A 22,939-nucleotide genomic window follows, 5' to 3' on the forward strand; every position below is an offset into this window, starting at 1 on the left:
TAGCCGCGCTTCCTTCAGCGCGCTCTCTCCCATACTGGCCAGACTCTGATCGAACGCAGACTGAATCATGCCAAAGGAACGATGGATCTCGGCTTCCAGGACTACATTCTCACTCTTTCCGTTGACCTCTTCCACAAGCTCCACATGATCTGTCATCGTCTGAATGTACAGACCTTCTGTACCCTCCAGACTAACGCTGGCTCCGCTGATGTTCAGGTCACCCATGCATTGGATCTGCACGTGGGTTGTGCTATTCAATGTAACGCCGTTACCCGCAGCCATCGAGATATACAAGGCGCCCTCTTGGGCGTTCATGACAAGTTCGCTGTCGCCAAGGGTGAACGATTTCCCCTGTGGGTTACCGAAAGACTTTACACCGGGATCTTGCATCACTTTGCCGCTCTTCTCCACATGTCCCGCTTCCGTTGGCTCCTGACGAACCGACTGCATCACCATGGCTTCGTCTTCTTCTGCACTTGGGAAATACAGTTTCACCTTCGCGCCGGGTTCGGGCATCATGTACCATACTTGACTGCCTTCCGCGGCATACGGAAACCAGCGTGCCTCCCCGGCCTGCTGACCCTCATCCATATCCAGATGAACCTTCACCTGGTTACGTTTCACATCAATGATTTTCCCTTCGATAGCAGCACCAGTGATCATCGTTTGAAGCTGTCTGGGCAGTGGATGCGATGCTGGCAAAGCACATGTATATTTCCACTGTAGCAAGCTCCGTTCCAGCATCGCCTGGCGAGAGGTTATGTTGTAGGTATGGCCATCAGAGGATACTTCATCCCCCAATTGAAGCTCCTGCCCCAGATCGAAAGTATACGTTGTATACTCCTCCTCGGATACCGTATGTTTTCCCTGGGCTTCGGTATGTAAAAAACGCTCAATATTACGACTTTTCTCGAAAGGGATGGATTTCAGTTCAAATGCCCCTCTGCCTTCAGGATATCCAATCCAGAACCTGGGCTTGTGTGCAGTCACATCCGGCACCAGATCTGCTCCCAGATGTGAAGCGAGCCGTTTCAGAAAGCTCCAGTCGGTCTCCTGATACTGCATAATAAAAGCGCCTGTCTTTGTCTCATCAAAGGCAAAATCAATATAGTCTCCTTCAGGATAACCCTTCATAACACGATTAACAATGTCCAAATAACGCAGCTTATCATTCTGATAGGATTTCGTTCTCTGTAAGGCATCCAGTTCATAGGTATGTGAGATGACTACAGCCATCACATATACGATCCCTCTGGTGGCTTCGACTTTGATCTCATGGAGTTGTCCCTTGAACAGGGGTAACTCCCTTCCGGATTCATCCATCTGGATGAATCCGACTCGATCGTGACTTCCAGCTTTCTGGATAATGGTCTCTTCCCATTCTTCATCGACCCATCCACTGAAGGATAACCGGGCATGGGCCCCTGCTTGCTGGATCAATTCCAGCTTATCCAGGCGTATCTTGCCATACGGCCAATGGACATGGATATCCCCATAAGTTAGAGTTGATTTTTCCAATGTCTGCACAGTGTTCCCCCTTTCTTATCCGTCTGCATCTTACAACTGACCATCGACCTCAATCTTGATAATCCCGCCTTTTCGGCATATCAGTTCAGATCGACTGAGCAGAGCAGCCTCACCTTCCACCAGCACGTCCTCCTTGCCCTGGCTCCATTTGTTGAAGAACGTATCTGGTTCACACAATGCTCCGTCCATTTTGCAAAACCCGCATCGTCCAACGTTAGCCAGTGGAATCACGTCAGCAATGTTCAATACAGGCTGTTCCTTGATATAGATGCCGTGGGTAAGAGGCAGGTTCAGTACACCCGGATCTGACCCCTGACTACAGGAAATCTCGGCACCTCTGACCACATAGGTGAATTCACCACCGAAACCTCCTGACATCAAAGCTTTGAACAGCATGGGTAGCAGCATTCTAATTCCCTCCTATGTCAATAAATCGATTGGTTCATTTCCGTTTTCACTCATCTGAGCGCATGTGAATATCGCCCTTGTTAGAAGTCGCCATAGATGAAGCCGCTCAACCGGAAAACGGACATTTCCTGTGACCGCTCTTCCTTTTACCGATGTAACGATCACAATATCGTAAGCCAATCCCGAGGTTGAGGGCTGAATGGATTCTCCATAGAAGACAATCAGGCTATCTCCTTGTACCGTCTCCTCATGTAACCATTGCGCATCCTTTTTGAGCGTTCGCATCTGATCTGTGATGATACTGCCCATTCCCTCAATCTGGCTTACGTGCAATGGATGAGATGATCTAGATAGGCTTAAGCTGATACCCTTTTGCTCATCAATCCACATGACCTCATCTCGTCCATGTCTGTTTCTGCCCTCCTGTAGTTTGCCTCGGGGAACCTGGACCAGATGATCCGGTAAAGGAAGGGTTATTATCCCCTCCCAGATTTGGTGATTGTTCAACGTGATGATTTCTGCTTCGGTCTCGATCAGACCCTGGCGTACTCCGTATGTAACCTCTTCCTGCGTCATCAGCTCCCCACTTGCCGCTTCAGCTTCCTGAATACGCTTTGCCAAACGCAAATCCCGATCCATTTTCAGCAGCATCTCATCACCATATCGGTTCATTCCAGATCCACCTTTCGTAAAACAAAGCCACTTAACCCTCTGCGAAGCATGCTCTCTGCTACATCAAAACGTACGATTACACCACTCCCTCTTACACCCTCCAATGTAAATATGCGTTGATCTTTAACCGCCCCACCCTGCAATACAGGCTGCTGTATTGAACCATTCGGATAAAACAGGCTATGGTCAGACAAAGCCAGCACAGCAGGGATATGACTCGCCCAGTAGCTCAACTGCTCCCCGCTCCCCTGATCGATGAAGGTGACGGATTTGAACAACATTGCTTCATCGACCATTTCCATTAGCCGCTTCATGCGATCACTAACAAAATATGAAGGCCTACTTATCCAATCCGTTGGCTCTTCATTCGGTTTGCGTTCAATCATCATGACGGATGAAATGGACAACTCATCAAAACTGGTTTGTAGTGCAGGAGGCCTAAACGGATTCAATATCCGATGATCCTCGGTCAGTTCATAAAATCGTGGGATCATAACTCCTCCTCTTTCTCATGGGAGACAACCCAGCGTATCGATTCAATCTGCTCTTCACTCAAAACATGCCTATACTGTTCACGGTCATGAAGCCATATCTGTGCCTGACTCAGCCTAGCCCCCTGGAAATCAGCATGGAATAATTGCGCTCCCTTAAGATTGGCGCCTTCCAGATTGGCTCCAGCAAAACAGATTCCCTGAAGACCAAGACCCCCTTCCTGGAATTCCATACTCGCTCCGTCACTGACATCACACAGGTTGGCTCCAAGCAGACTGCATTCCCGGAACACAGTATCCATAAGTAGCGCCCCTCTGAGGTCAGCTCCACTCAGGTCGCTTTGTTCCCATCTGGTCCCAATCAATACAGCACCTCTTAAGTCGCTCTTGCTCAGATCGGCAAGACTGAAATCGGAATACCTGATATCAACGTGATCAAATAGTCCCTCTGTCAAGGATAGTGACGTATAGTCTGCATAGGCACATTCCAGCCCTTCTGCTAAAGTCAATTTCTTGCGAATGTTCTGAATATCCCTATACCGATAGTCCCTGACATACACAGGCTCACTCCAGTCCTTGTATTCACCTACCCTGATCTGAAACTGATCCCCACGGTGCAGGCGTTCCATCTCTTTCAAGTTCAACATATGAGGAACAGCCAAACGTGCAATCGCAGTGACATAGGCATTGAAACGACCCGCAGACTGCAACATCATCCGTTCCGCGTCAGAAGCATTAAGTACACCTCCATAGCGTCTCATTTCGATATGAAGAAGCTCTTTTAACGGAGTTAACGACTGGAATGCCCACGTCGCATCATATGTATGGAGACACTCTACCTCATCCCAATACCATTGATCGGAGTACGCCTCCAATAAGCAGGTGTAACTCCCATCCAATATAGATGTTCTCAACATGGAACAATGAAGAATTGAGATTGGTTCTTTCCCGAGTTCCTGTTGGGCCAACTCTGCTTTTAAACAGAGTTGCCGCATAGACTCTACGAAAGATTGAATTAACGAGTTTTGATGTTCCATAATGTACACCCGGAGGCTTGAGAGATGATCCTGAAGTACGGGTTCCAATATTTCCTGCTGCAAATGTACGATCGCTTCCGCTTTGTTCATATCTCTTCCTTTCTACCCCCTGCTAATTCATCTTGATCTCTGCTCCGTGCATCTTCAGCTCTTCTTCCAAAGTGATGGTATTGCCCTTTCCGGTTAACTCAACCTTCTCGCCTGCGATCCGAATGGTTTGTCCGGACATGACGACATCCTGACCCGCTGTAATGCTCACATTCTGATCGCTTACAATCTCGATGCCATTCTCGTCACTGACCGTGATATACATTCCACCCGCCGAGATCACGATTTTGTCTGGAGCCAGCATGATCTCTTTCCCATACTTGGTTCGGAATGTCTTGATGTCCGGATTGCCCATTCGATCTTCGGGCACCGGGGGCGGAGCTACCCTGTTGACCGAGCTAGTTCTACCTACGCTTCCACCCGCGCCTGAACTATTACGATTGCTCCCACTTGGACTTCCGCCAGACTGTCCCGAAGCGCTACCCTTTCCAGCTGCTGGTGATGCGGTTGAAACCTGCTTCGGTACAGCCGGCACGCTCTCAGGATCTTGCCTTTTTACAGAGCTTATGGCGATGCCATCTTCCTCTTTTTTGCTTGGAAAATAAATACGGATGCTGTCATTCACTTCAGGCATGCAATACCAGCCCGTATTATTCTCAGAAGCATAGATCGTCGAATAGGGGAAGAAATAGGCCGTGCTTTCATCCTGCTGCTCATCCATATCCAGCTTCGCACGAACTTTGTCCCCCTTGACTTGAAGAACCGAGGCTTGTATGGAAGCGCCAATAATGGAAGTATTGTAGCTCTTCTTATAACGAAGCCCCTCCGCAGGAAATAAGGAATAGGTATGATTTAGCAAACTATCGATGAATCGGGTCTTCGCCTCGCCTACAATCCACTTTTTGGATTTGAATTCCACCTCATTCCCCACTTCGAACCATTGCCTGCTGTCCGCTTCGTATACGATATAATCCGGATCTTTGGCACCCGGTACTTTATTTTCCTTGGCAGAACGAAAGTCGGCAATTCGTTTGGTTGCTGTGTAATGGGATGCTTGCAATTCTCCCTTATACTGGCCTTCGGGTAAGCCAAAATAAAACTTGGGTTTGCCTGAAGCTGTATCCGGTACAACTCCAGTGTAGAAATGGGAAGCCATCCTTTTGATAAATTGCCAATCTGTTTCCTCATACTGCATCACAAAGTCTCCGATTTTACGGCCGTCTGTAGCAAAATCAATGACATCTGAACCTTCATAGGGAGAAATAATCTTGCGCACCAAATTCTTGTAGGACAGATTAGGGTTTTGGAAGGAACGCTTGTGTAACTTTACATCCAGCAAGTAGGTATGGGATACAGCGTCAACCATTAGTGTATGTACATCGTTAATGACGTTCACTTTCACATGCAGCACCACACCGGAGAAGAACACCTTCTCATGTCCATCGTCATCGGCAATTTTCACTTTAATATCGGTTTGGGATGTTGTTGCCTGGACATAGCTGTCTTTTCGGGCTTCCGGTATCACTGCCGTCATTCTCATTCGTGCATGTCCGTTCATCGTTTTATTCACTTCAAGGGTTTGAAGGCGAACGATTTCGTAAGGTGTTACCCGAACCTGACCGTATGTTGTTGCGGATATATTCATGAATAAGCCTCCTTGTATCTCAAATTAATTAATGGTGCCCCTTTATAATTGTATTTATATAATTCGGAATTTTATGGAATATTTTGAATATGTAGAAAGTCTCAAATTGGATGTGTATATACGCACTTCTATTTTCAAATGAATCTATAGTCTCACGTGGTGTTTACCTATATTGAGTATTACATTTTCTTTGTCCATCTGGAACATTCCTTGATCAAACCGGTTCAGTTCTGTCCCACTCCCTCATAACCTAGTTAAAAAGGACAAAGGAGGCTGGACCGAATGTCCCCCATGAAATCATCAAGCGGTCTGGATGAAAATATTGCCGGCATGCTCTGTTATCTGTTCACTTTTGTAGGTGGAATCGTCTTTCTGGCTGTAGAAAAACGAAGCCGATTCGTTCTGTTTCATGCGCTCCAATCCGTCACGGTATTTGGCATCATCATGGTCGGTCATGTGCTCTGTGCATTTCTCCCACTGTTTGGTCCACTGCTGGCATCGCTGTTGTCCCTGCTTGGCGTAGTGGTCTGGCTTCTCATGGTAGTCACCAGTCTGCAAGGCAAATGGCTGAAGCTACCGTGGGTCGGAGATTTTGCTGAGAAACAGATGCGGCATCTGTAAGAAGTATCTATCGGCTTCATCTCAAAGTAATTCATCCCGTGAGTCTACATAATAATCCATCTTGTTTTCGGCAAAAAAAACACCGGATCTCCTGCTCTCTAACGAGCAAGGTCTCCGGTGTTTGGTTTATTTTGCCTTCAATAACGATTCACAGGATAGATGATTCATCCCCTGAATAGTTCAAGCCGTTTAACATACTTATTCACAACATTTATTATTCAATCCATGAGGAATTTAAAGTTAACATAACATACATGTTGAAGGCAATAACAACCCCGATTTCATAACATTATATGTTACGCAGACTTGCCATTATCTCCAAGGATCACATCCGCTTGACGTTCAGCCATTTTGGCAGCCGTTGCTTGAGTACCCAGACCATTGAACAGCAAATTCATGAAAATAGCTGTAAAGCTACCTGCAATGATTCCGTTACCGAGCATAATCTGTGCCCAGTCCGGTGCACCTGCGAACAATTGAGGCACAACCGTTACCCCCAGCCCCATACCTACAGAGCAGGCGATGATGAACAGATTCTCATGGCGGTTCAGATCGACCTGACTGCCCAGAATACGAATACCAGACGATACTACCATACCGAACAATGCAACCATGGCCCCGCCAAGAACAGAACCTGGAACAAGCTGTGCGAGTGCCGCAATCTTCGGTACAAAGCCGATGACCACAAGCAGTCCGCCTGCTACAACGATCACATCACGCGTTTTGACCCGGGTCATCTGCACAAGCCCTACATTTTGAGAATAGGTCGTGTATGGAAACGAGTTAAAAATACCACCCAGTACTATCGCCAAGCCTTCTGCACGATATCCACGGGCCAGATCTTTGGAAGACAGGTCTTTATCCAAAATTTTGCCGAGAGCCATAAATACACCAGTGGATTCAGCCACGCTGACAATCGCCACCAGAATCATGGTCAGAATTGGTACAACCTCAAACGTTGGTTTACCAAAGTAGAACGGCTGCACAACGTGGAACCAGCTCGCTTCGCGAATTGGCGCAAAGTTAACTTCACCCATAAGCCCTGCTGCCACGGTACCCACAAGAAGACCAATCAGCACTGAGATGGAACGAACGAATCCTGTAGTAAACCTTGTCATCAGAATGATGAACAACAATACGCCGAAGCCGAGCAGAAGATGAACTCCACTGCCAAAATCTTCTGCGCCCTGGCCGCCGCCGAGATCGTTGAACGCTACCGGAATCAGGGTCAGACCAATAATGGTTACGACCGATCCGGTGACGACTGGCGGAAAGAGCCGAATCAATTTCCCAAAAATGCCCGAGAACAATACAACGAATATCCCTGACGCGATGATCGCACCATAAATGGCAGACACACCGCTTTTCATCCCAATTAAAATCATCGGTGATACGGCCTGGAATGCACAGCCAAGCATGACGGGCAGCCCCACTCCGAAGAAACGGTTGCCCCATACCTGCAATAGTGTTGCCACACCACAGGCGAGCAGGTCAATCGCAATCAGATAGGTTAACTGCTCCGTTGTAAAACCAAGGGCCTTGCTGACAATAATCGGTACAACAACAGCTCCTGCATACATCGCCAGCACATGTTGGAGACCCAAAGAGAAGGTTTTGATCGGATGCCGATGCCGCTGAAAAATACGTTCGCGCGCCATATTAGATCGTGACCTCCTCGTCTGCAAACGTAACCTGTCCGTCTGACAACGCCCCGATGCGAACCAGCGATTCCACACGATATCCTGCTTCTTTCAGCAAGCGACCTCCCGGTTGGAACGCCTTTTCAATAACGATGCCAATTCCCACCACTTCAGCACCTACCTGCTCCACAATGCGGGCCAGACCAAATGCCGCTTCGCCATTCGCCAGAAAGTCATCGATGATTAGTACGCGGTCACCGGGCTGCATGAACTTCTTCGCAACTGTAATTTCATTTGTCTCCTGCTTCGTAAAGGAGTACACCTTCTCGACAAGAATGTCTTCGGTAAGCGTAAGTGATTTCTGCTTCCGTGCAAAAATAAGCGGCACGTTGAGTTCCAGTGCGGTCATGATGCCTGGTGCGATCCCTGATGATTCAATGGTCAGTACACGTGTAATGTTCTCCCCTTCAAAACGGCGGATGAACTCCTTGCCCACTTCCTTCATCAGAACCGGATCCATCTGGTGGTTCAGAAACGAATCCACTTTGAGTACCTGTTCGGACAGAACAATGCCTTCCTGTATTACCTTGTCTTTTAACAATTGCATCGTAATTCTTCCCCCTGTGCGCCCTCCCGTACAGAAGCCTGCATGACCATCGATCCGCTCTGTAAAAAAACAAAAAGCCCGCCTTTTTACACGCTGCGGAAGGACCGGAGACGGGAAAAGACGGACTTGTACGTATGTGGACAAGCCGCATGGATACTGCGAGTGTAGTGGAATGCAAAATCTTGATTACAGGATGACTCAGAGCAAAGCTCAATCAAAACTCCCTATCGAAATAGAAATATTAAATTGAAGCTGCCTGAACATTCTTTTTCAGACAAACTGCCCGAGAATCCTTTCTTTACATACCTTACAAACGTTGCAGATCTTTCCCGTAGTCCGATCATTCCGGTGATCGGGTAGAAACATGCAGGCCTATTCCTGCACATATACGAGTCGGCATATTTAATTTTTAAGCTCCATGATTCGTTACAATGTATGATCGCGAACCTGAATGTAAAAGTGTGAACAGAATTGATAATGTTAGAAGTATACCGAATCGGCGGCGTGAAATAAAGAAGTATTTTCATGGAAGTTGCGGAAACTTGTCTTAATTTGCATAAAAGGGATGATTGCTGCGTGTTTTTTATGTACAATATGAGAACGGAAGCGCGTGTCCGAACGGAGAATCGATGGATACGCCGCCTGTATTATGAATTATTTGATAAAGGAGATTTGCAGACATGAAAGGCGTACTGAAGGAATTTAAAGAATTTGCCGTACGTGGCAACGTCATCGATCTGGCGGTCGGTGTCATTATCGGAGCTGCTTTTGGCAAAATTGTTACATCCCTCGTGAATGACATCATTATGCCACCGGTGGGTAAACTGCTTGGAGGCATTGATTTCAGTCAAAAAATCATCAATCTGGACCCAGGCATCAAAACAGCCAATGGACAAGACATCACCACACTCGCTCAAGCCAATGAGGCTGGCGCTACGGTGATTGCCTACGGACAGTTCATCAACGTGATGATTGATTTCCTCATCGTCGCTTTCTGTATTTTCATGCTGGTGAAAGGTATCAATTACATCAAAAGCAAAGAACACAAAAAGCCCGAGCCACAAAAAACGACCAAGGCTTGCAAATACTGTCTTTCCGAAATTCCGGCTGCCGCTACTCGCTGTTCACATTGCACCTCGGAACTGGAAGCAGAAGGAACTGGTGCAATGGCTTAATCGTTTCCACGCTTCGAGCGTCTCAGAATCCAATTTCTGAGCCGGACTTAATTGAAGACCATTGTTATCATGATCGGATTTATGTAAAGTAAATCCTGCTTGCTCTGTCCGTTATTCTTCCTTCATCCGTGTGTTTGGAAAACCCGCACGATGGCGGGTGGAGTCAAAACAGCTCCCACATGAAAGGTCTCACCGTAAAGGTGGGGCCTTTCCTTTATTTTATTTTACGAGCCAGGCGCAAGCAGCCTTGTTTACCACACTTACATTCACATTCACAACTTGATTACGAACTAGAATCGACGCGGCAGCAAATGCTCCAAAATCGACTTCAAGTCCTTATCTTCCTTATAAACCTCTTCCCCGGTATCAAGCTCTGTCACTCGAATATATTCAAAGTTTGCCGAAGCATCCGTAGGTTTGAACAACAGCTGTGCTTCATCTTCCAAACGTACATGAAATCCCATATCCTTAAACATGGTCGTTAACTGATTGGTTGCCGGTTCTTGTCCCTGTCCAACAAATATAAGACCTCTAAGATTTTTGCGTTCCTGAGGTTGCGGATAAATGACTTGAAAGTGTACAATGCATTCCATAAGATGGTTCCCCTTTCGTTTAAAACATACTTTGTGAAATTTTGAACTTTAAAACTTGCTATATAAGGAGATACGTATCATGACCCCAGAACGTTTCGATATTTACGACGATCAGCAAAACTGGATAGGTACAGAGCTTCGCAGCGTAGTGCATGCCAAAGGATTCTGGCACCGTTCATTTCACTGCTGGATCGTGCGCGACGAAGGTTCGCGGCGGTTGGTACTTTTTCAACGACGACGGGATATCAAGGATACCTTCCCCGGAAGTTACGACATAACAGCAGCAGGGCATCTCACTGCCGGCGAACAGCTGCATGAAGCCAGTCGTGAGCTTGAGGAAGAACTGGGCGTGCAGGCGCCTTTTGAAACGCTGACCTATCTGTTGACTGCAAGACAGCAACTTGAAGGGCAGGTTCGCGGTGTTCCTTTTGTCGATCGGGAATTCAGTTCCGTCTATGGACTATGCTTAAACCAGCCTCTCGAAGCCTACACCTTGCAGGCAAGCGAAGTCGACAGCCTGTATGAAGTGTCTTTGGATGAACTGATTGCCTTATTCCGTGGTGAAACCCATGTGATTCAGGCAGTGGGAGTACAAGCCGTACAGTCGGCGTCGAATCAGGTGGATCAGGCAAATGGTAACTCTGTTCCTCTTCCCGTTCAAGCACGTCACATTCGCGAGATTCAAGCAGCCGAGTTCGTGCCACACGGTACAGAATATTATATCGATGTACTTGAAGCGTTATATAATATACCCAAAGACAGATCCAATCCTCTATAAGATTACGTTACGTTCCTAGCTTCATTTTCTCAAAAATAGCATGACTTCATACCCTACTACATTAGCTCAACAGGGAACATTTGCTGTGATGAACATCACTGCTTCCGTTAAGTAGCATAAACAGGCGACTGCCTCTTGGCAGCGCCTGCTTCCTTTAAGCATGTATTTAAGCGTTCATAAGATGCCCGCTCTTTTTAGATTGAAGCCGTAATCACGGAAGCTCCAGACCCTTAATCCGGCTTAATCCCCTCCGATGGCACTGACCAATAACGCGCTGAGAGGTTTTGGTATCGATGCCCGTAACGAGACTCCAGTTCCTCTCCCATATCCTGCTCCAGCTCATACAACACCAATTCTTGAGCAAAATGATTCAGCAGCAGCCCGGTCATGACCGGATGCTCTGTCACCATCGCCTGAGTGACGCAGGATTCCCCGCGCATCCCTACCATGCACCAACGCCGATCCACCACTAAAGAGAATTTCCGGCCATTACCTGTCCCGTATGAAGGCAAACCAGGCCAAGGAGCGGGCTGATCCATAATGCCCTCTCCACCATCGCACGACCATAACAGTCGCACGCCGCGGTCTTCGGCACGCTGCAAGTCGGCACGCAACAACTCCGCTTCCTCACGCCACACGTCCACCACAATCTCATGTTTGGCCTCTGCCAGTTCACGGCTCAGATTTTCAAATACGTTTTTGTCGCCTTCAATGTTGTAGAAGACCGGCTTCTCAGGCTCATGCTGCGGCATACTGCTCTGCACATATTCAAGGGAAGCACGCATCTGACCGGAGATCATGCTGGTCATCTCCTCCGGCTTCAAGACACTGTATTTTGCAGGCTCTCCTGCGCTGCAACGCAGGAACCCCCGCTGTTCCAGCCGTTGCAGGGTGGCATATACATTGGAACGGGACACACCCAACCTTTTCGCGACCTCATATCCCGAGGCCGAGCCTTGGCGAGCGAGTTCCACCATAATTTTAGATTCCATCTCGGTAAACCCCAGATGACGCAAATGATGCAGCAGTTGGTCCATATTCCCGTCCCCCCATGCTGTAAGCAACCAGCGCTGCCTCACAATGATTCCGCAGCGCTTTCTACTGCATCAGATCTGTTCTGCTCCGCAGCGTGGGCACCATTTCGAACCTTTGGGCAGCTCTGCCGCACAAATCTGACAATTCACCATCTCGCGTGGCACTTCGGTCTGTACGTCCACCGTGTTCACGATCGGATTATTTTCTTTCCAGTACCGAATGCGCTCATCCAGCTCCTGCTGACGCTCACGCTCCCGCTGCATTTCTTCATCCCGACGGCGTTCCCACTCTGCATCGAACGCTTCCTTTTCCTCTTGGGTAAACTCTGTGCTGTTATACTCGGATTCGGTCTCCAGATCCGCAATGGACGGAATCACCGTGTGATATGGCTCAGCTTCCTCCAGTTCCTCTTCAGTTGGCGCATCATAATTCGGTCGCTCCGGGCTATGAGCCACGGCCGCTTCCTGTCTCGCAGGGCTCGTCGCTCCTACAGACGCTGCTGCGGGTTTGAATTCGCCCAACTTGCGTCCGCATTTCGGACAGAAGTTGGCATCCAGTGAAGCGACATGCCCACACTCGCATAAGCGCTCATTTTTGAGTTGTGCAATCTTGTTGCGCAAGCCATCGATCTCATCCTGCAATTCGTCGCACAGCCCCGACAGATCCACCATCTCTTTTTCGGCACGCGTCATGTCCTGTGCGCGATAGCCTTCATAGAAGATACGACCCATATCTGTAAAATGGACTTCCTGTTCCTGCTGCAAGCCCACAATCTGATTATTTATTTTGCCGATTTCAACGGCGTGCTGGGCACGCTCTGTTGCTTTGTTTGCTCCGTTTTTAATTCGTTGAAGCAGTTTCATTACATCTCCTCCTCATCCCGTCAAAACCCATATCATTTTAATTTTCCATAGTATAGCATTTTGCATAACTCGATATAATCACAAGCGGTACAACCTATCGAGGGATACGAGCATTCCGATCCATATGTATGCTGATTGGAAGTCACTCTCCTGATCTTATGCAAAAGCTCAGCATATAACTTATACGATATCATGCCAAAAAGTTGCGAAATCGTGCGCGAATGCCCGTTTTCTGCCGATGCTGGATGAATTCGGGGGCTTTCGTCAGGACCATACGTTCGGGTATAATGAAGCTTTGGCCCTGTTGATCCGCCTACTTGGGCGGTTAACCCTATCATACCAATTTACAATGCGATTGTGAAAAGGGCAAATGAATTACTTTTAAGCCGGGATAGTCCTATCCCTGAATGCATATAGAGGTGGATGAATGATGTTAAGTCCGAACTCAACGTTTTACCCCCGTCCGCTCGGGGTTACCCCGGCGGCATCCCTGCCCCAGTCCCCTTCGGCTCCATTGGAGACCAGTAGACAACTCGTGGGCAGTGATGAACGGGATGCCCCATATTTCCGCTCTCTGGAAGAGGTAGGGATCCGTCTAAACGGGCCCCAAATCTCAGCGGTTCGCCACGGCAAAGGCCCCCTGTTAACTCTCGCAGGAGCTGGCTGCGGCAAAACAACTGTACTGGCTGCACGAGCCGGCTACCTGATGGAGGTTAGTGGTGTTCACGCGGGAAGCATCCTGCTGGTGACGTTCACGAACAAAGCTGCCACCGAAATGAAAGACCGCATCGCTTCGCTGCCTGGCATTCGTCCAGCCGCTGCAAGAGCGGTGCAGGCCCGTACATTCCACTCGTTCGCGCTGACGCTGCTTCGTCATTACGGCGTGCAGGAAGAAATTTTTGGCGAGTCGCGCGCGCAGCATACCGTACTTAAAATGCTCCTGCGCCAGAATGGCATGAGTGAGGCCTTTCAGCCGGAGAGCCTGCTGGCCATGCTGTCCGCCTGGAAAATGCAAGGATCTGAGACAAGCGATCTCCCCGAAAAATCACAGGAGGAACGAGACGCCAAACGTGTTCTCCTTGGTTATGAAGCCTGGAAGCAGGATCGCAACAAAATGGATTTTGATGATATTTTGCTGCGAGCTGCCGCACTTCTTCGTGATCCTGCTGTCTTGGGGCCGCTTCAGCAGCGTTTTCAGTACATTATGGTCGATGAGTTCCAGGATACGAACAGTCTGCAATATGAAATTGTACAAAAACTGGCTGCCGCCCATCGCAATCTGATGGTTGTGGGAGACGACGACCAGACGATCTATACGTTTAATGGGGCACGGCAGGAATCCATTTTGGAATTCGATAAAGTATACCCCGGTGCACGCATCGTGACGCTGGATATCAACTACCGCAGCGATGCGCGTATTCTGGGACTGGGCAGCGAATTGGTCGCCCGGAACAAACGAAGACGCGACAAGCGGCTGCGCGCAGCCGGGCATCGCGGAGATGCGCCACGGTTCGCCACCCCCTCCAATGCCGAGGAAGAAGCCGCTTGGGTTGTTAACCAGTTGTGTCAGCAAGTCGAGGAAGGTCTGCATACATATCGGGATATCGCGATTCTGCATCGGACAGCCAGCAGCAGCCGGGCTATATTTGAGCAGCTTGTATTGAAGGATGTGCCGTTTGTACAGCATGGAGCGTCCCCGGTCTTCTACGACCAGTCCCTGATTCGACCGTTAATGGATCATATGCGCTTGTCGCTGAACCCCCGTGCTGTAGATGCTCTGCCAAGTGCGCTGGGACCTCTCTATGTGTCCCGCGATGCTGGCCTGGAGTGGATTCTGCGCAGTGAAGAGCAGCAGGCGAAGAAATATCCGCTCATCCATCTGGCCAAATGGGACAAGCTGAAGTCTTTTCAGCAGGAACAGGTCAAGGAACGTATCAAGCTGATCAAATCGCTGACGAAACTGAAACCGGTGATTGCAATCCAGGAAATGCGCCGCCAGTTTTACGACAAATATATGGAGAGCGGTGATCCAAGCATCTTCACCCATTACAAGGAAACGATGCTGGAGACTCTGGACGAGTTCGAAGCCGCCGCCAAAAAATTCGAAACCGTGGAAGAGTTCATTCAATTCGCTGATGAGCTCTCTCGCAGACACCGTGAGATGGAGTCACTGCGCCGTGCTCAGGACAGTGATGCGGTACAACTGATGACGATCCATCGTGCCAAGGGACTTGAATTCCCATGCGTGTACTGGATCGGGGCCAGCGAAGGAATCGTGCCTCACAGCACGGCATTGCGGCAGGATATTCCGGAAGACCAGAAGGCTGCCCTTACGGTGCAGCAGACGGAGGCAGAATTGGACATGGCTCTGGAAGAGGAGCGACGGCTCGCCTATGTCGCAATCACTCGGGCGAAGCAGTACCTGTATGTGACGTCGCCAGCGAGCCATCACGGAAAACCAGCGGACGTTTCCCGCTTTCTGCTGGAGGCCTTCGGCATGGAGGTACCGGACAAACGCAAAAACAACGATGAAGGCCGAACTGGTCATCACGCGTCATACGGCAAGGGAAATGGCAATAGTCAGAACTCCCACTCTGGTACCCGTTCTGAAGGTAGGAACGTGGTACACAGACGGACAATCAGTAACAATGAACGTCGTGACTTCGATGTTCATAATGAACGTGACGATGATCGACTCAGTGAACGACGAGGAAGCGGTATCATTGGGAACCACAAGGCATTTAGCACCACGGGTGTGAGTCAGGCAACTTCTTCTTCGTCCAGTTCGGTATCGCGCACCTCAGAAGATGCTGAACGTACAGAGACTGTAGCGATTTGGAAGTGCAGTTCTTCCACCTGCAAAGCTTGGCTGCGCCAAAAACCGGATGTACCTTCGTCCAAAGCATCCAAAAAGGCAGCGTCTGGGCCCCCTCCTTGCCCGCTGTGCTCAGGCAAGATGGAAACCAGTACCCGTAAGGTTCCTGTGACTGGGCGGTTCGGAAGGTAAAAGATTGCCATTCGTTTCAGGACGCTTGCTGCTGTTTATTAACAGTAGAAGCGTCTTTTTTCCATTTTAGAATGGAGGTTGGAATATGCAGGACAGCAAAAAGCATTACTATGTATCGGTAACCCATAATCTCATTGAACAGACCAAGAACGAATCAACACCGTTTGAAGTCATGGTCGACGATGAACAGTTAAATCGGCTGAAAGACTTGATGAAAGTACTCGAGGATGAAGATGCCTATACACTGCAGCGAGCTCCGGTACCCTACAAATCGGCTGATCATGACGACGCTACGAAGCAATTCTCGGATGGCATGACGCTGCTGTATACCTTTTTGTATGACCATGGTACTCCGGATAGCCGACAGGCGATTGAGAGCATGAATGTACTTCCCCGGCTGCAAGATACGGATTATGATGATCCGGGATATGAGAATTCACCGCTTAATAAATGAACTCTTTTCACAAAGACTTCCTCTCCGATGACAGACCCATTGTCTGCTTCAGGAGTGATGGAAGTCTTTATTTTTTTACAGATTCAGTCCTAATAGTATCAATATTGATACTATAAACCAAAAATGATACTACTATTTATTTTTTGATATTATGGCATATATTTATATATACATTAACTTATTTCTGCAAGGAGGATAACTATCGACATGGGAAATTCAATCATGATGAAAGCGTTCGGATATTACGAGCCTGGGTTAGAGGCCAACATACCGCCATTTCAGGAGGTGGAAGTGGAGAAACCAAAACCTACAGGACAGGATTTACTTATTGAAGTGAAAGCAGTGTCTGTCAATCCGACGGATTGGAGGTCGCATAGTTCCAAACATTCGGACGATTTATCCCTGACCATACCTGGTCGTGACGTAGCGGGCGTGGTCGTGGACATCGGCTCCGATTGCCATTTGTTCAACGTTGGTGACGAAGTATATTATGCGGGGAGCAATACGCGCCCAGGCGGACACAGTGAGTTTCATTTAGTGGATGAACGAATTGTGGGCAGAAAGCCGAAAAGTCTGGATTTCGCTCAAGCGGCAGCTTTACCTCTGACAAGCCTTACAGCAGGAGAAGCTTTTTATGAGCGCTTGGGCATCTCCAGGAATGCATCGGATAACGAAGGTAACAGTATGCTTATTATCGGGGCAGCGGGAGGTGTCGGATCGATCGCTACTCAATTAGCCAAGTTGGCTGGCCTTAGAGTCATAGCAACTGCCTCTCGTCCCGACTCGATCTCATGGACAAAATCAAACGGAGCAGACCACGTGATCAATCATCATCAGCCATTCGCACCCCAACTTAAAAATCTCGGACTAGCCGGGGTACAATATATTTTCGTGCTTAATCATATAGATGAGCACATGGCCGAGATGGCAGAAGTTATTTTGCCACAAGGAAAGATTTGTTCCATTCTGCCATTTGAAAAACCAGCCGAACTTCAAAAGTTATTTTCAAAAAGCGTAACACTCGTTTGGGAAATGATGTTCACCCGTCCGATGTTCCAGACAGATGATATGATTGAACAACATCTTCTTCTTAATGAAATCGCAGATCTGGTGGATGCCGGAAAAATTCATACAACGATGGCAGAGCGGATCGAACCAATTAATGCGGCTAACCTGCTGGATGCCTACCGAAAGAGCAAATCGGGTACTGCGATTGGCAAAATCGTGTTAGAAGGGTTTGAAAAGTAACGTATATCCGTCTAGTCTGATCACGGTCAAAAATCAACCAAAGGGTGTTGTCTCTCCAAAGTTAAGACGGAGAAACAACACCCTTTTAATACTACTTTAGATTCAATCTCCTATATCAGTCCAGACGAATCTCCTGACCTTTTTCGGCTGACTCGTAGATTCCGCATAGCATCCTGGTTGAAGCCACACCATCCGCAATGGGACTGATTGGCTCAGTACCATTCAGACAACAATCCACAAAGTGATCAATCTGGTTCTGGAAGGCAGCGTGAATATCGAGACCCTTATAATCTGTCTGGGGCTGGATATTCAGGATCGTATTGTGTTTCTCGGTGACGATGAGTGTCTCGGGCTCCAGTTCGAACCCACCACGCTCGCCGTACAATCTCACTGAAGATTCTTCCCCACGTGCATGCAGGGTAAAGCTCACATCTACCGCCAAAGAAGCCCCGTTCTCGAAGCGAATTAGCGCATTCGCCATATCCTCCACATTGTTGACAGCAGAACTGTAATCTGCGGCTTTGTAAAATGAAAGATGCTCGATATGGGCACGATTGCCCAGTTTTCGATACGTATTGCCACTCACCGAAACAGGCTTCGGTTTGCCCATCAGATACCAGCATTGGTCGATAATATGTACGCCAAGATCAATGAGCGGGCCACCGCCGGAACGGTTTTTGTCCGCAAACCAGCCTCCGGGATTTCCCAAGCGTCGCAGGATAGAGGCTTTGGCATAATACAGTTCACCAAACTCACCGGCATCGATGAAACTGCGCACCATCTGCATGTTGTTATCATAACGACGTACAAATCCCACAACAAAGGTACATCCGCTTTTTTTCACAGCCTCTTCAATCCGCAGCGCATCTTCCACGTTGGTTGCTACCGGTTTTTCCAGCAGCACATGTTTGCCTGCCTCCAGAGCTGCGATGGCAAATTCGGCATGGGTATTGTTCCACGTACAGATACTAACGGCATCCACATGCGGATCCTTCAGCATCTCCCGATAATCGGTGTACACGGATTGTGCACTATACTTCTCTGCGGCTGCGACTGCACGCTGTTCGTTCAGGTCACAGATGGCGTAAATGACGGCATTCTCGTTCTTGGCGTAACACCTCATATGAAGATCCGAGATAGAACCTGTGCCAATCATACCGATATGCAGCATTTTACTCGTACTCATCTTCTTCCTCCTTACCTTTCCAGAACATGGTTATGGTCTAGTCTGCCCGGAGCATGCCTTTGTAAATCCCTGGTGTTGAATTTTCGATCTTCACGGCCCCCAGTGTCTGAGCATAGAAATCTACGGGTCCTGCCGATCCTATGATCGCGTAAGCGTAACCATCTGCCTTCATGGCGTGCATACAGGCCAGCAGCAATGCTGTACCTACACCTTTGCCCCGTGCCTCCTGACTGACACCTGTTGGACCAAAGAAATTGCGACACGTCGCCTCATAACAAGCGAAGCCGATCATTTTCTCATGCTCAAGTGCAATATAACAAGTCACAGGTTGACGTGCAAAAGCCACATCACATTCATCCACCCAGGGCTGACTAAAATGGGATCTTACCCAATCCAGCACAAGCTGCTTCTCTGGTGCAATGGCTCTTCGGATGACAATGGAGGAATCCTCCAACTTTTTGAGTCCACTCTCTTGCTCTGGCAAATGGTAAAGCGCCACCAACATATCACTCATCTGACCTTGTTCCTCCTTGTATTGAATGTTAGCAACCACACTTGAATTCAAACCAACATCAAGACGATCCGTAATATGAATCACAGGTTATAGCACTCTCTTGAAACTTAACCCTATCTTGATGCCTGTAACCTGCAAGATGACTGATATTGCAAATTAGAACTGACACACTTCTTCCATAACTTACATAACAAGTGCAACCCTTGATCAAGTTGTCCCGTCTATAAGAATGAAGCGCGGCCCCAATTAGGAGTTTACCGCGATATAACCAAGATTAGAAGGGATGAAAATCAACAATGAACAACAACATGAAAAAAGTAAGCGCCCTGATGGTCCTGTCCTTGGCCCTGAGCGGTGGAGCTGCATATGCAGCTACTCTGGACAGTACACAACCCGTTAATTCAACCTCCGTATCCGCTGACAGCAAAGCAACTGAAGCCGTTAAAGTATCTGTGAACGGTGCGCCAATGGCTGACGGTTATTGGAACAAAGATGGTCAAGTACCCATGATTGCGCTGCGCGATCTCACGGAGGCACTTGGCATTGAACTGAAATGGAACAAGGAAAACAAATCTGCCGAATTGACCAAAGGAACGCTCTGGACACTTGTTACTACAGGCAAAGACCAGTATTCGGTCAATAAAATGCTGCTTAAACTGGGAACAGCACCCGAAATCACGGATGGCAAACTGTTCGTACCCGCTTCTTTTGCAGAAGAAGTACTGCATGGTCAAGTGAAAACAACAGGAAACCAGGTAAACATCTCTCTTGAAGAGGACGTGAAAACCGTTACTGAGCGTGGTGTCATTACAGGAATCAATAGCGAAGGCAAATATCAATCCATCCATATCGGCGGTGCAGGTACAGACGGTATCGTACTTAATGTCGGTGAGGATACTACTTTCAAATCCGCGGATGGCAAAGATATCAAACTCACTGATCTGACCATTGGTATGAACGTGGAAGCGGAGCATTCAGAGATTGCAACCCTCAGTTTACCGCCGCAAACACCTACCTACAAGGTCACTTTGCTGGATACCGTTGCTTCGGATTCCGAAACACAATTGAAAGAGGTTCTGGGTACAGCAGGCACGATTGAAAATGTAAAAACGGCTGCAGACAACATGACCCAAATTGAAATCTCTGGCACACGCCTGACTGAGACAGCACCTGATCACGTTATTCTTAACATTGGCAAGGATACACAACTGGTGAACCATGAAGGGGAAACCATCAAAGCAGAGAAACTGACCAAAGGGGCCAAAGTCATTGGATTCTATAGCCCGGTCCTGACTCGCAGCCTGCCGCCAATCGGAACAGCTTGGAAAGTAGTCATCGAAACACCAGCCGAGCAACCTGAAGCAAAATAAGCAGCATGGAAGAACGACTAACTGCTTAGTTCGCTGCCTTCCACGAGCATAGTGACATTATGTTCATCATGCAGAAATAACCTTACCCCACTTCCTTTTCCATGGAGGTGTGGGTAAGGTTATTTCTCTATCCTGGATTTTACATAATCAATGTATAAATTTCTGTGCTAAAAATTTTTCACGAAATGTATGTAATTGTGATAGCACTATTTCGTTATTTCGCCATCCGTTTCAGCTTCTGCATCAATAATCGCTTCCGCCTCAATTTCCACCATCAGCAAAGGATCAATGAGCGCACTAACCTCCACCATCGTGGCGACAGGCTGGATCTGACCAAAAAATTCACCATGAGCCTTGCCCACTTCTTCCCACCGGGAAATATCAGTTACAAACATCCGGGTTCTCACGACATGAGACATGTCTGCTCCCAATTCTTTCAGTGCATTCTCAATAGTCTGCAAAACAAATCTTGTCTGTGCATATGGATCGCCCGCTCCAACAACCACACCGTCCTGCATGGCCGTTGTACCAGCCACCTCAATTCGGTTGCCAACACGGATGGCACGGCAATATCCCACAAGCGGCTCCCATGGGGAACCCGTAAAAACCTGTTGTCTGCTCATTCTGCTTTCCCTCGCTTTAATTGTCATTTTCCTTGATTAATCTTTGAAGTATATCAGCCCACTGCCCTTCCAGACAAGCAGAATCCGTTTCTTTCCCGATTAATTCTGTGCACATCAAAAAATCCCTGTAAGACAACGCATTCACCTCGGTAAATGGCGTTCTTACAGGGACTCTTGATACTGGTAAGTTGTATGCAAAATATGAAGCAATCTGCCTACAGTTTGATATTGGCCTCGTCAAAATATTCTTCAAGTGTCAATCCGCTTTTCACGATATCTGGCGCCAGATCGGTGCCGACATAGCGGATATGCCATGGCTCATACACATAGCCTGTTATATCATCCTCACCCTTCGGATAGCGGATGATATACCCGTATTCTGCTGCATGCTCGGCCAACCACTGGCCTTCTTTCGATGTACCAAACACTTCTTCCAGCGCATTGCCCACACTTGGACTGGAAACGTCAATCGCAAGCCCGGTCTGATGTTCGCTGTGGCCTGGGACAGAGCTTACACGATCCGTGTATTCCTGACCTTTGGTTTTGACATTATTGTTGTAGATCGATACTTGACGCTCATACGAACGGTATCCAGACACCGCACGAAGCTCAATACCGTCCGCTTTGGCACCTGCAAACAGCTTCTCCAGCGCCTCGGCAGCTTCCTTGCGCAAATGACGCTTCTCATGCGGTCCGTCGAAGGAGAACGGTACGTTAGGCTCCACCAGATCACTTGGCTCGTAGCCTTCAGGCAAGCTGCGCTGCTTGTTAACGATGACGGTCATCGCCTGTGCGTTGGTAACCACAGCTTGTGTATCAATCGTCGTTTGCAGTGCACTAATGCTGCGCTTCTCCATGAGTGGATCTTCTGTTGTAGCTCCGTTGCCTGCGTCAGAAGAACCCTCTTCTCCGGTTGAAGCATTGCCGGAACCACTGTCCGTGCCTTCACTGCTATTGTCCGAAGATGAGCTGTCATCCCCACCTGTGTTGTTGCCATCTTTGCCAGTATCCTCGGTCAAATGAACCGTGGTACCATCCGTCTCTTGCTGTGCGCTGCCTGCCGCGTTCAGACCCTGGTTCTCCTCTGAGCCCGAACCGTCCTGGCAAGCGGACAGCAAAGCTCCGCATATCATAAGTGAGGACAGCATGACCGCAACGTGGCGCTGTCGTCCTGTACGTAATTTCATGTAAAAACTCCTATCGCATATTGTAATAATGATTGCTGCATTCGTGCATGTGGGCTTGTCTTCCCCTGCGACAGTATACCTTAAATTGCAGCGAAGCTCCACCAGTAAAGCCCCCCTTGAGAGGAGGTCACCCTAAAGATATGCCGGGTGTACAGCTTGTACGGTCGTTTTTTGGACTTTTAGAGCCGTATCCCAAGGTTCTCTAGACAA

The 22,939-nt window shown here is 48.3% G+C and carries 21 protein-coding genes, 1 pseudogene and 1 riboswitch; of the genes and pseudogenes, 7 read left to right on the forward strand and 15 right to left on the reverse strand.

Annotation, left to right across the window (positions count from 1 at the left end):
- The 6 genes and pseudogenes from Q0V21_RS28980 to Q0V21_RS29005 all read right to left on the reverse strand — a co-directional run.
- A pseudogene (locus Q0V21_RS28980) lies at positions 1-1,527 on the reverse strand (late control protein); the annotation flags it as partial.
- Positions 1,528-1,557: 30 nt separating this feature from the next.
- A complete protein-coding gene (locus Q0V21_RS28985) occupies positions 1,558-1,935 on the reverse strand; it encodes a DUF4280 domain-containing protein (RefSeq protein WP_079348821.1) in 378 nt (125 codons plus the stop codon).
- 12 nt (positions 1,936-1,947) lie between these two features.
- Complete coding sequence (locus Q0V21_RS28990; RefSeq protein ID WP_079348820.1) at positions 1,948-2,607, reverse strand: hypothetical protein; 660 nt, start codon at positions 2,605-2,607, stop codon at positions 1,948-1,950.
- Positions 2,604-3,101, reverse strand: coding sequence for an imm11 family protein (locus tag Q0V21_RS28995; protein WP_079348819.1), 498 nt, complete (start codon positions 3,099-3,101; stop codon positions 2,604-2,606). The genes Q0V21_RS28990 and Q0V21_RS28995 overlap by 4 nt, the downstream gene beginning before the upstream one ends.
- Positions 3,098-4,225, reverse strand: coding sequence for a pentapeptide repeat-containing protein (locus Q0V21_RS29000; protein WP_079348818.1), 1,128 nt, complete (start codon positions 4,223-4,225; stop codon positions 3,098-3,100). Before Q0V21_RS29000 ends, Q0V21_RS28995 begins: the two co-directional genes overlap by 4 nt.
- A gap of 22 nt (positions 4,226-4,247) precedes the next feature.
- Positions 4,248-5,828, reverse strand: a complete 1,581-nt coding sequence (locus Q0V21_RS29005; RefSeq protein ID WP_079348817.1) for a hypothetical protein — start codon at positions 5,826-5,828, stop codon at positions 4,248-4,250.
- Positions 5,829-6,110: 282 nt separating this feature from the next.
- On the opposite strand from Q0V21_RS29005, the gene Q0V21_RS29010 reads away from it, so the two are divergent.
- Entirely contained in the window at positions 6,111-6,449 is a 339-nt protein-coding gene (locus tag Q0V21_RS29010) for a DUF4870 domain-containing protein (RefSeq protein WP_079348816.1), read from the forward strand.
- A gap of 296 nt (positions 6,450-6,745) precedes the next feature.
- Here the strand turns inward: Q0V21_RS29010 and Q0V21_RS29015 are convergent, their stop codons facing one another.
- Together Q0V21_RS29015 and Q0V21_RS29020 are read right to left on the reverse strand one after the other, a co-directional pair.
- Positions 6,746-8,107, reverse strand: a complete 1,362-nt coding sequence (locus tag Q0V21_RS29015) for a nucleobase:cation symporter-2 family protein (RefSeq protein ID WP_301881832.1) — start codon at positions 8,105-8,107, stop codon at positions 6,746-6,748.
- A 1-nt stretch (position 8,108) separates the two neighbouring features.
- Complete coding sequence (locus tag Q0V21_RS29020) at positions 8,109-8,696, reverse strand: xanthine phosphoribosyltransferase (protein WP_024632141.1); 588 nt, start codon at positions 8,694-8,696, stop codon at positions 8,109-8,111.
- Between the two features lie 312 nt (positions 8,697-9,008).
- Positions 9,009-9,108: riboswitch (purine riboswitch) on the reverse strand.
- Between the two features lie 268 nt (positions 9,109-9,376).
- Between Q0V21_RS29020 and mscL the strand changes: the two genes are divergently transcribed.
- Positions 9,377-9,871, forward strand: a complete 495-nt coding sequence (gene mscL / locus Q0V21_RS29025) for a large conductance mechanosensitive channel protein MscL (RefSeq protein WP_301881836.1) — start codon at positions 9,377-9,379, stop codon at positions 9,869-9,871.
- Between the two features lie 290 nt (positions 9,872-10,161).
- On the opposite strand, the gene Q0V21_RS29030 is transcribed toward mscL, so the two are convergent.
- A complete protein-coding gene (locus tag Q0V21_RS29030; RefSeq protein WP_079348813.1) occupies positions 10,162-10,464 on the reverse strand; it encodes a hypothetical protein in 303 nt (100 codons plus the stop codon).
- Positions 10,465-10,543: 79 nt separating this feature from the next.
- Between Q0V21_RS29030 and Q0V21_RS29035 the strand changes: the two genes are divergently transcribed.
- Entirely contained in the window at positions 10,544-11,242 is a 699-nt protein-coding gene (locus Q0V21_RS29035; protein ID WP_079348812.1) for an NUDIX hydrolase, read from the forward strand.
- 230 nt (positions 11,243-11,472) lie between these two features.
- Here Q0V21_RS29035 and Q0V21_RS29040 read toward each other — a convergent pair whose 3' ends face one another.
- Both Q0V21_RS29040 and Q0V21_RS29045 read right to left on the reverse strand, forming a co-directional pair.
- Positions 11,473-12,279 carry a TrmB family transcriptional regulator gene (locus Q0V21_RS29040; protein WP_079348811.1) on the reverse strand — a complete coding sequence of 269 codons (807 nt, stop codon included), beginning with the start codon at positions 12,277-12,279 and terminating at the stop codon, positions 11,473-11,475.
- Positions 12,280-12,348: 69 nt separating this feature from the next.
- On the reverse strand, positions 12,349-13,140 hold the full coding sequence (locus Q0V21_RS29045; RefSeq protein ID WP_079348810.1) for a zinc ribbon domain-containing protein: 792 nt from the start codon (positions 13,138-13,140) through the stop codon (positions 12,349-12,351).
- Between the two features lie 430 nt (positions 13,141-13,570).
- Between Q0V21_RS29045 and Q0V21_RS29050 the strand changes: the two genes are divergently transcribed.
- The 3 genes from Q0V21_RS29050 (at position 13,571) to Q0V21_RS29060 (ending at position 17,849) form a co-directional block, all read left to right on the forward strand.
- The gene (locus tag Q0V21_RS29050) at positions 13,571-16,147 is read left to right on the forward strand and encodes a UvrD-helicase domain-containing protein (protein ID WP_079348809.1); all 2,577 of its coding nucleotides are present in this window, start codon (positions 13,571-13,573) and stop codon (positions 16,145-16,147) included.
- Positions 16,148-16,232: 85 nt separating this feature from the next.
- Entirely contained in the window at positions 16,233-16,601 is a 369-nt protein-coding gene (locus Q0V21_RS29055) for a hypothetical protein (protein WP_079348808.1), read from the forward strand.
- A 207-nt stretch (positions 16,602-16,808) separates the two neighbouring features.
- Positions 16,809-17,849: a zinc-binding alcohol dehydrogenase family protein gene (locus tag Q0V21_RS29060; protein ID WP_218671909.1), complete on the forward strand. Its 1,041-nt coding sequence runs from the start codon at positions 16,809-16,811 to the stop codon at positions 17,847-17,849.
- Positions 17,850-17,964: 115 nt separating this feature from the next.
- Here Q0V21_RS29060 and Q0V21_RS29065 read toward each other — a convergent pair whose 3' ends face one another.
- Positions 17,965-19,035, reverse strand: coding sequence for a Gfo/Idh/MocA family protein (locus tag Q0V21_RS29065; RefSeq protein WP_079348807.1), 1,071 nt, complete (start codon positions 19,033-19,035; stop codon positions 17,965-17,967).
- 37 nt (positions 19,036-19,072) lie between these two features.
- On the reverse strand, positions 19,073-19,549 hold the full coding sequence (locus Q0V21_RS29070; RefSeq protein ID WP_079348915.1) for a GNAT family N-acetyltransferase: 477 nt from the start codon (positions 19,547-19,549) through the stop codon (positions 19,073-19,075).
- Positions 19,550-19,845: 296 nt separating this feature from the next.
- Here Q0V21_RS29070 and Q0V21_RS29075 point away from each other — a divergent pair, with 296 nt between their 5' ends.
- A complete protein-coding gene (locus tag Q0V21_RS29075) occupies positions 19,846-20,919 on the forward strand; it encodes a copper amine oxidase N-terminal domain-containing protein (protein ID WP_079348806.1) in 1,074 nt (357 codons plus the stop codon).
- Positions 20,920-21,125: 206 nt separating this feature from the next.
- On the opposite strand, the gene Q0V21_RS29080 is transcribed toward Q0V21_RS29075, so the two are convergent.
- The gene (locus Q0V21_RS29080) at positions 21,126-21,542 is read right to left on the reverse strand and encodes a RidA family protein (RefSeq protein ID WP_024632153.1); all 417 of its coding nucleotides are present in this window, start codon (positions 21,540-21,542) and stop codon (positions 21,126-21,128) included.
- Positions 21,543-21,757: 215 nt separating this feature from the next.
- A complete protein-coding gene (locus Q0V21_RS29085; protein WP_079348805.1) occupies positions 21,758-22,729 on the reverse strand; it encodes a M15 family metallopeptidase in 972 nt (323 codons plus the stop codon).
- Between the last annotated feature and the right edge of the window lie 210 nt (positions 22,730-22,939).

It is taken from the genome of Paenibacillus sp. 11B (genome assembly GCF_030487755.1).
GTDB classification, from domain to species: Bacteria; Bacillota; Bacilli; order Paenibacillales; family Paenibacillaceae; genus Paenibacillus; species Paenibacillus vandeheii.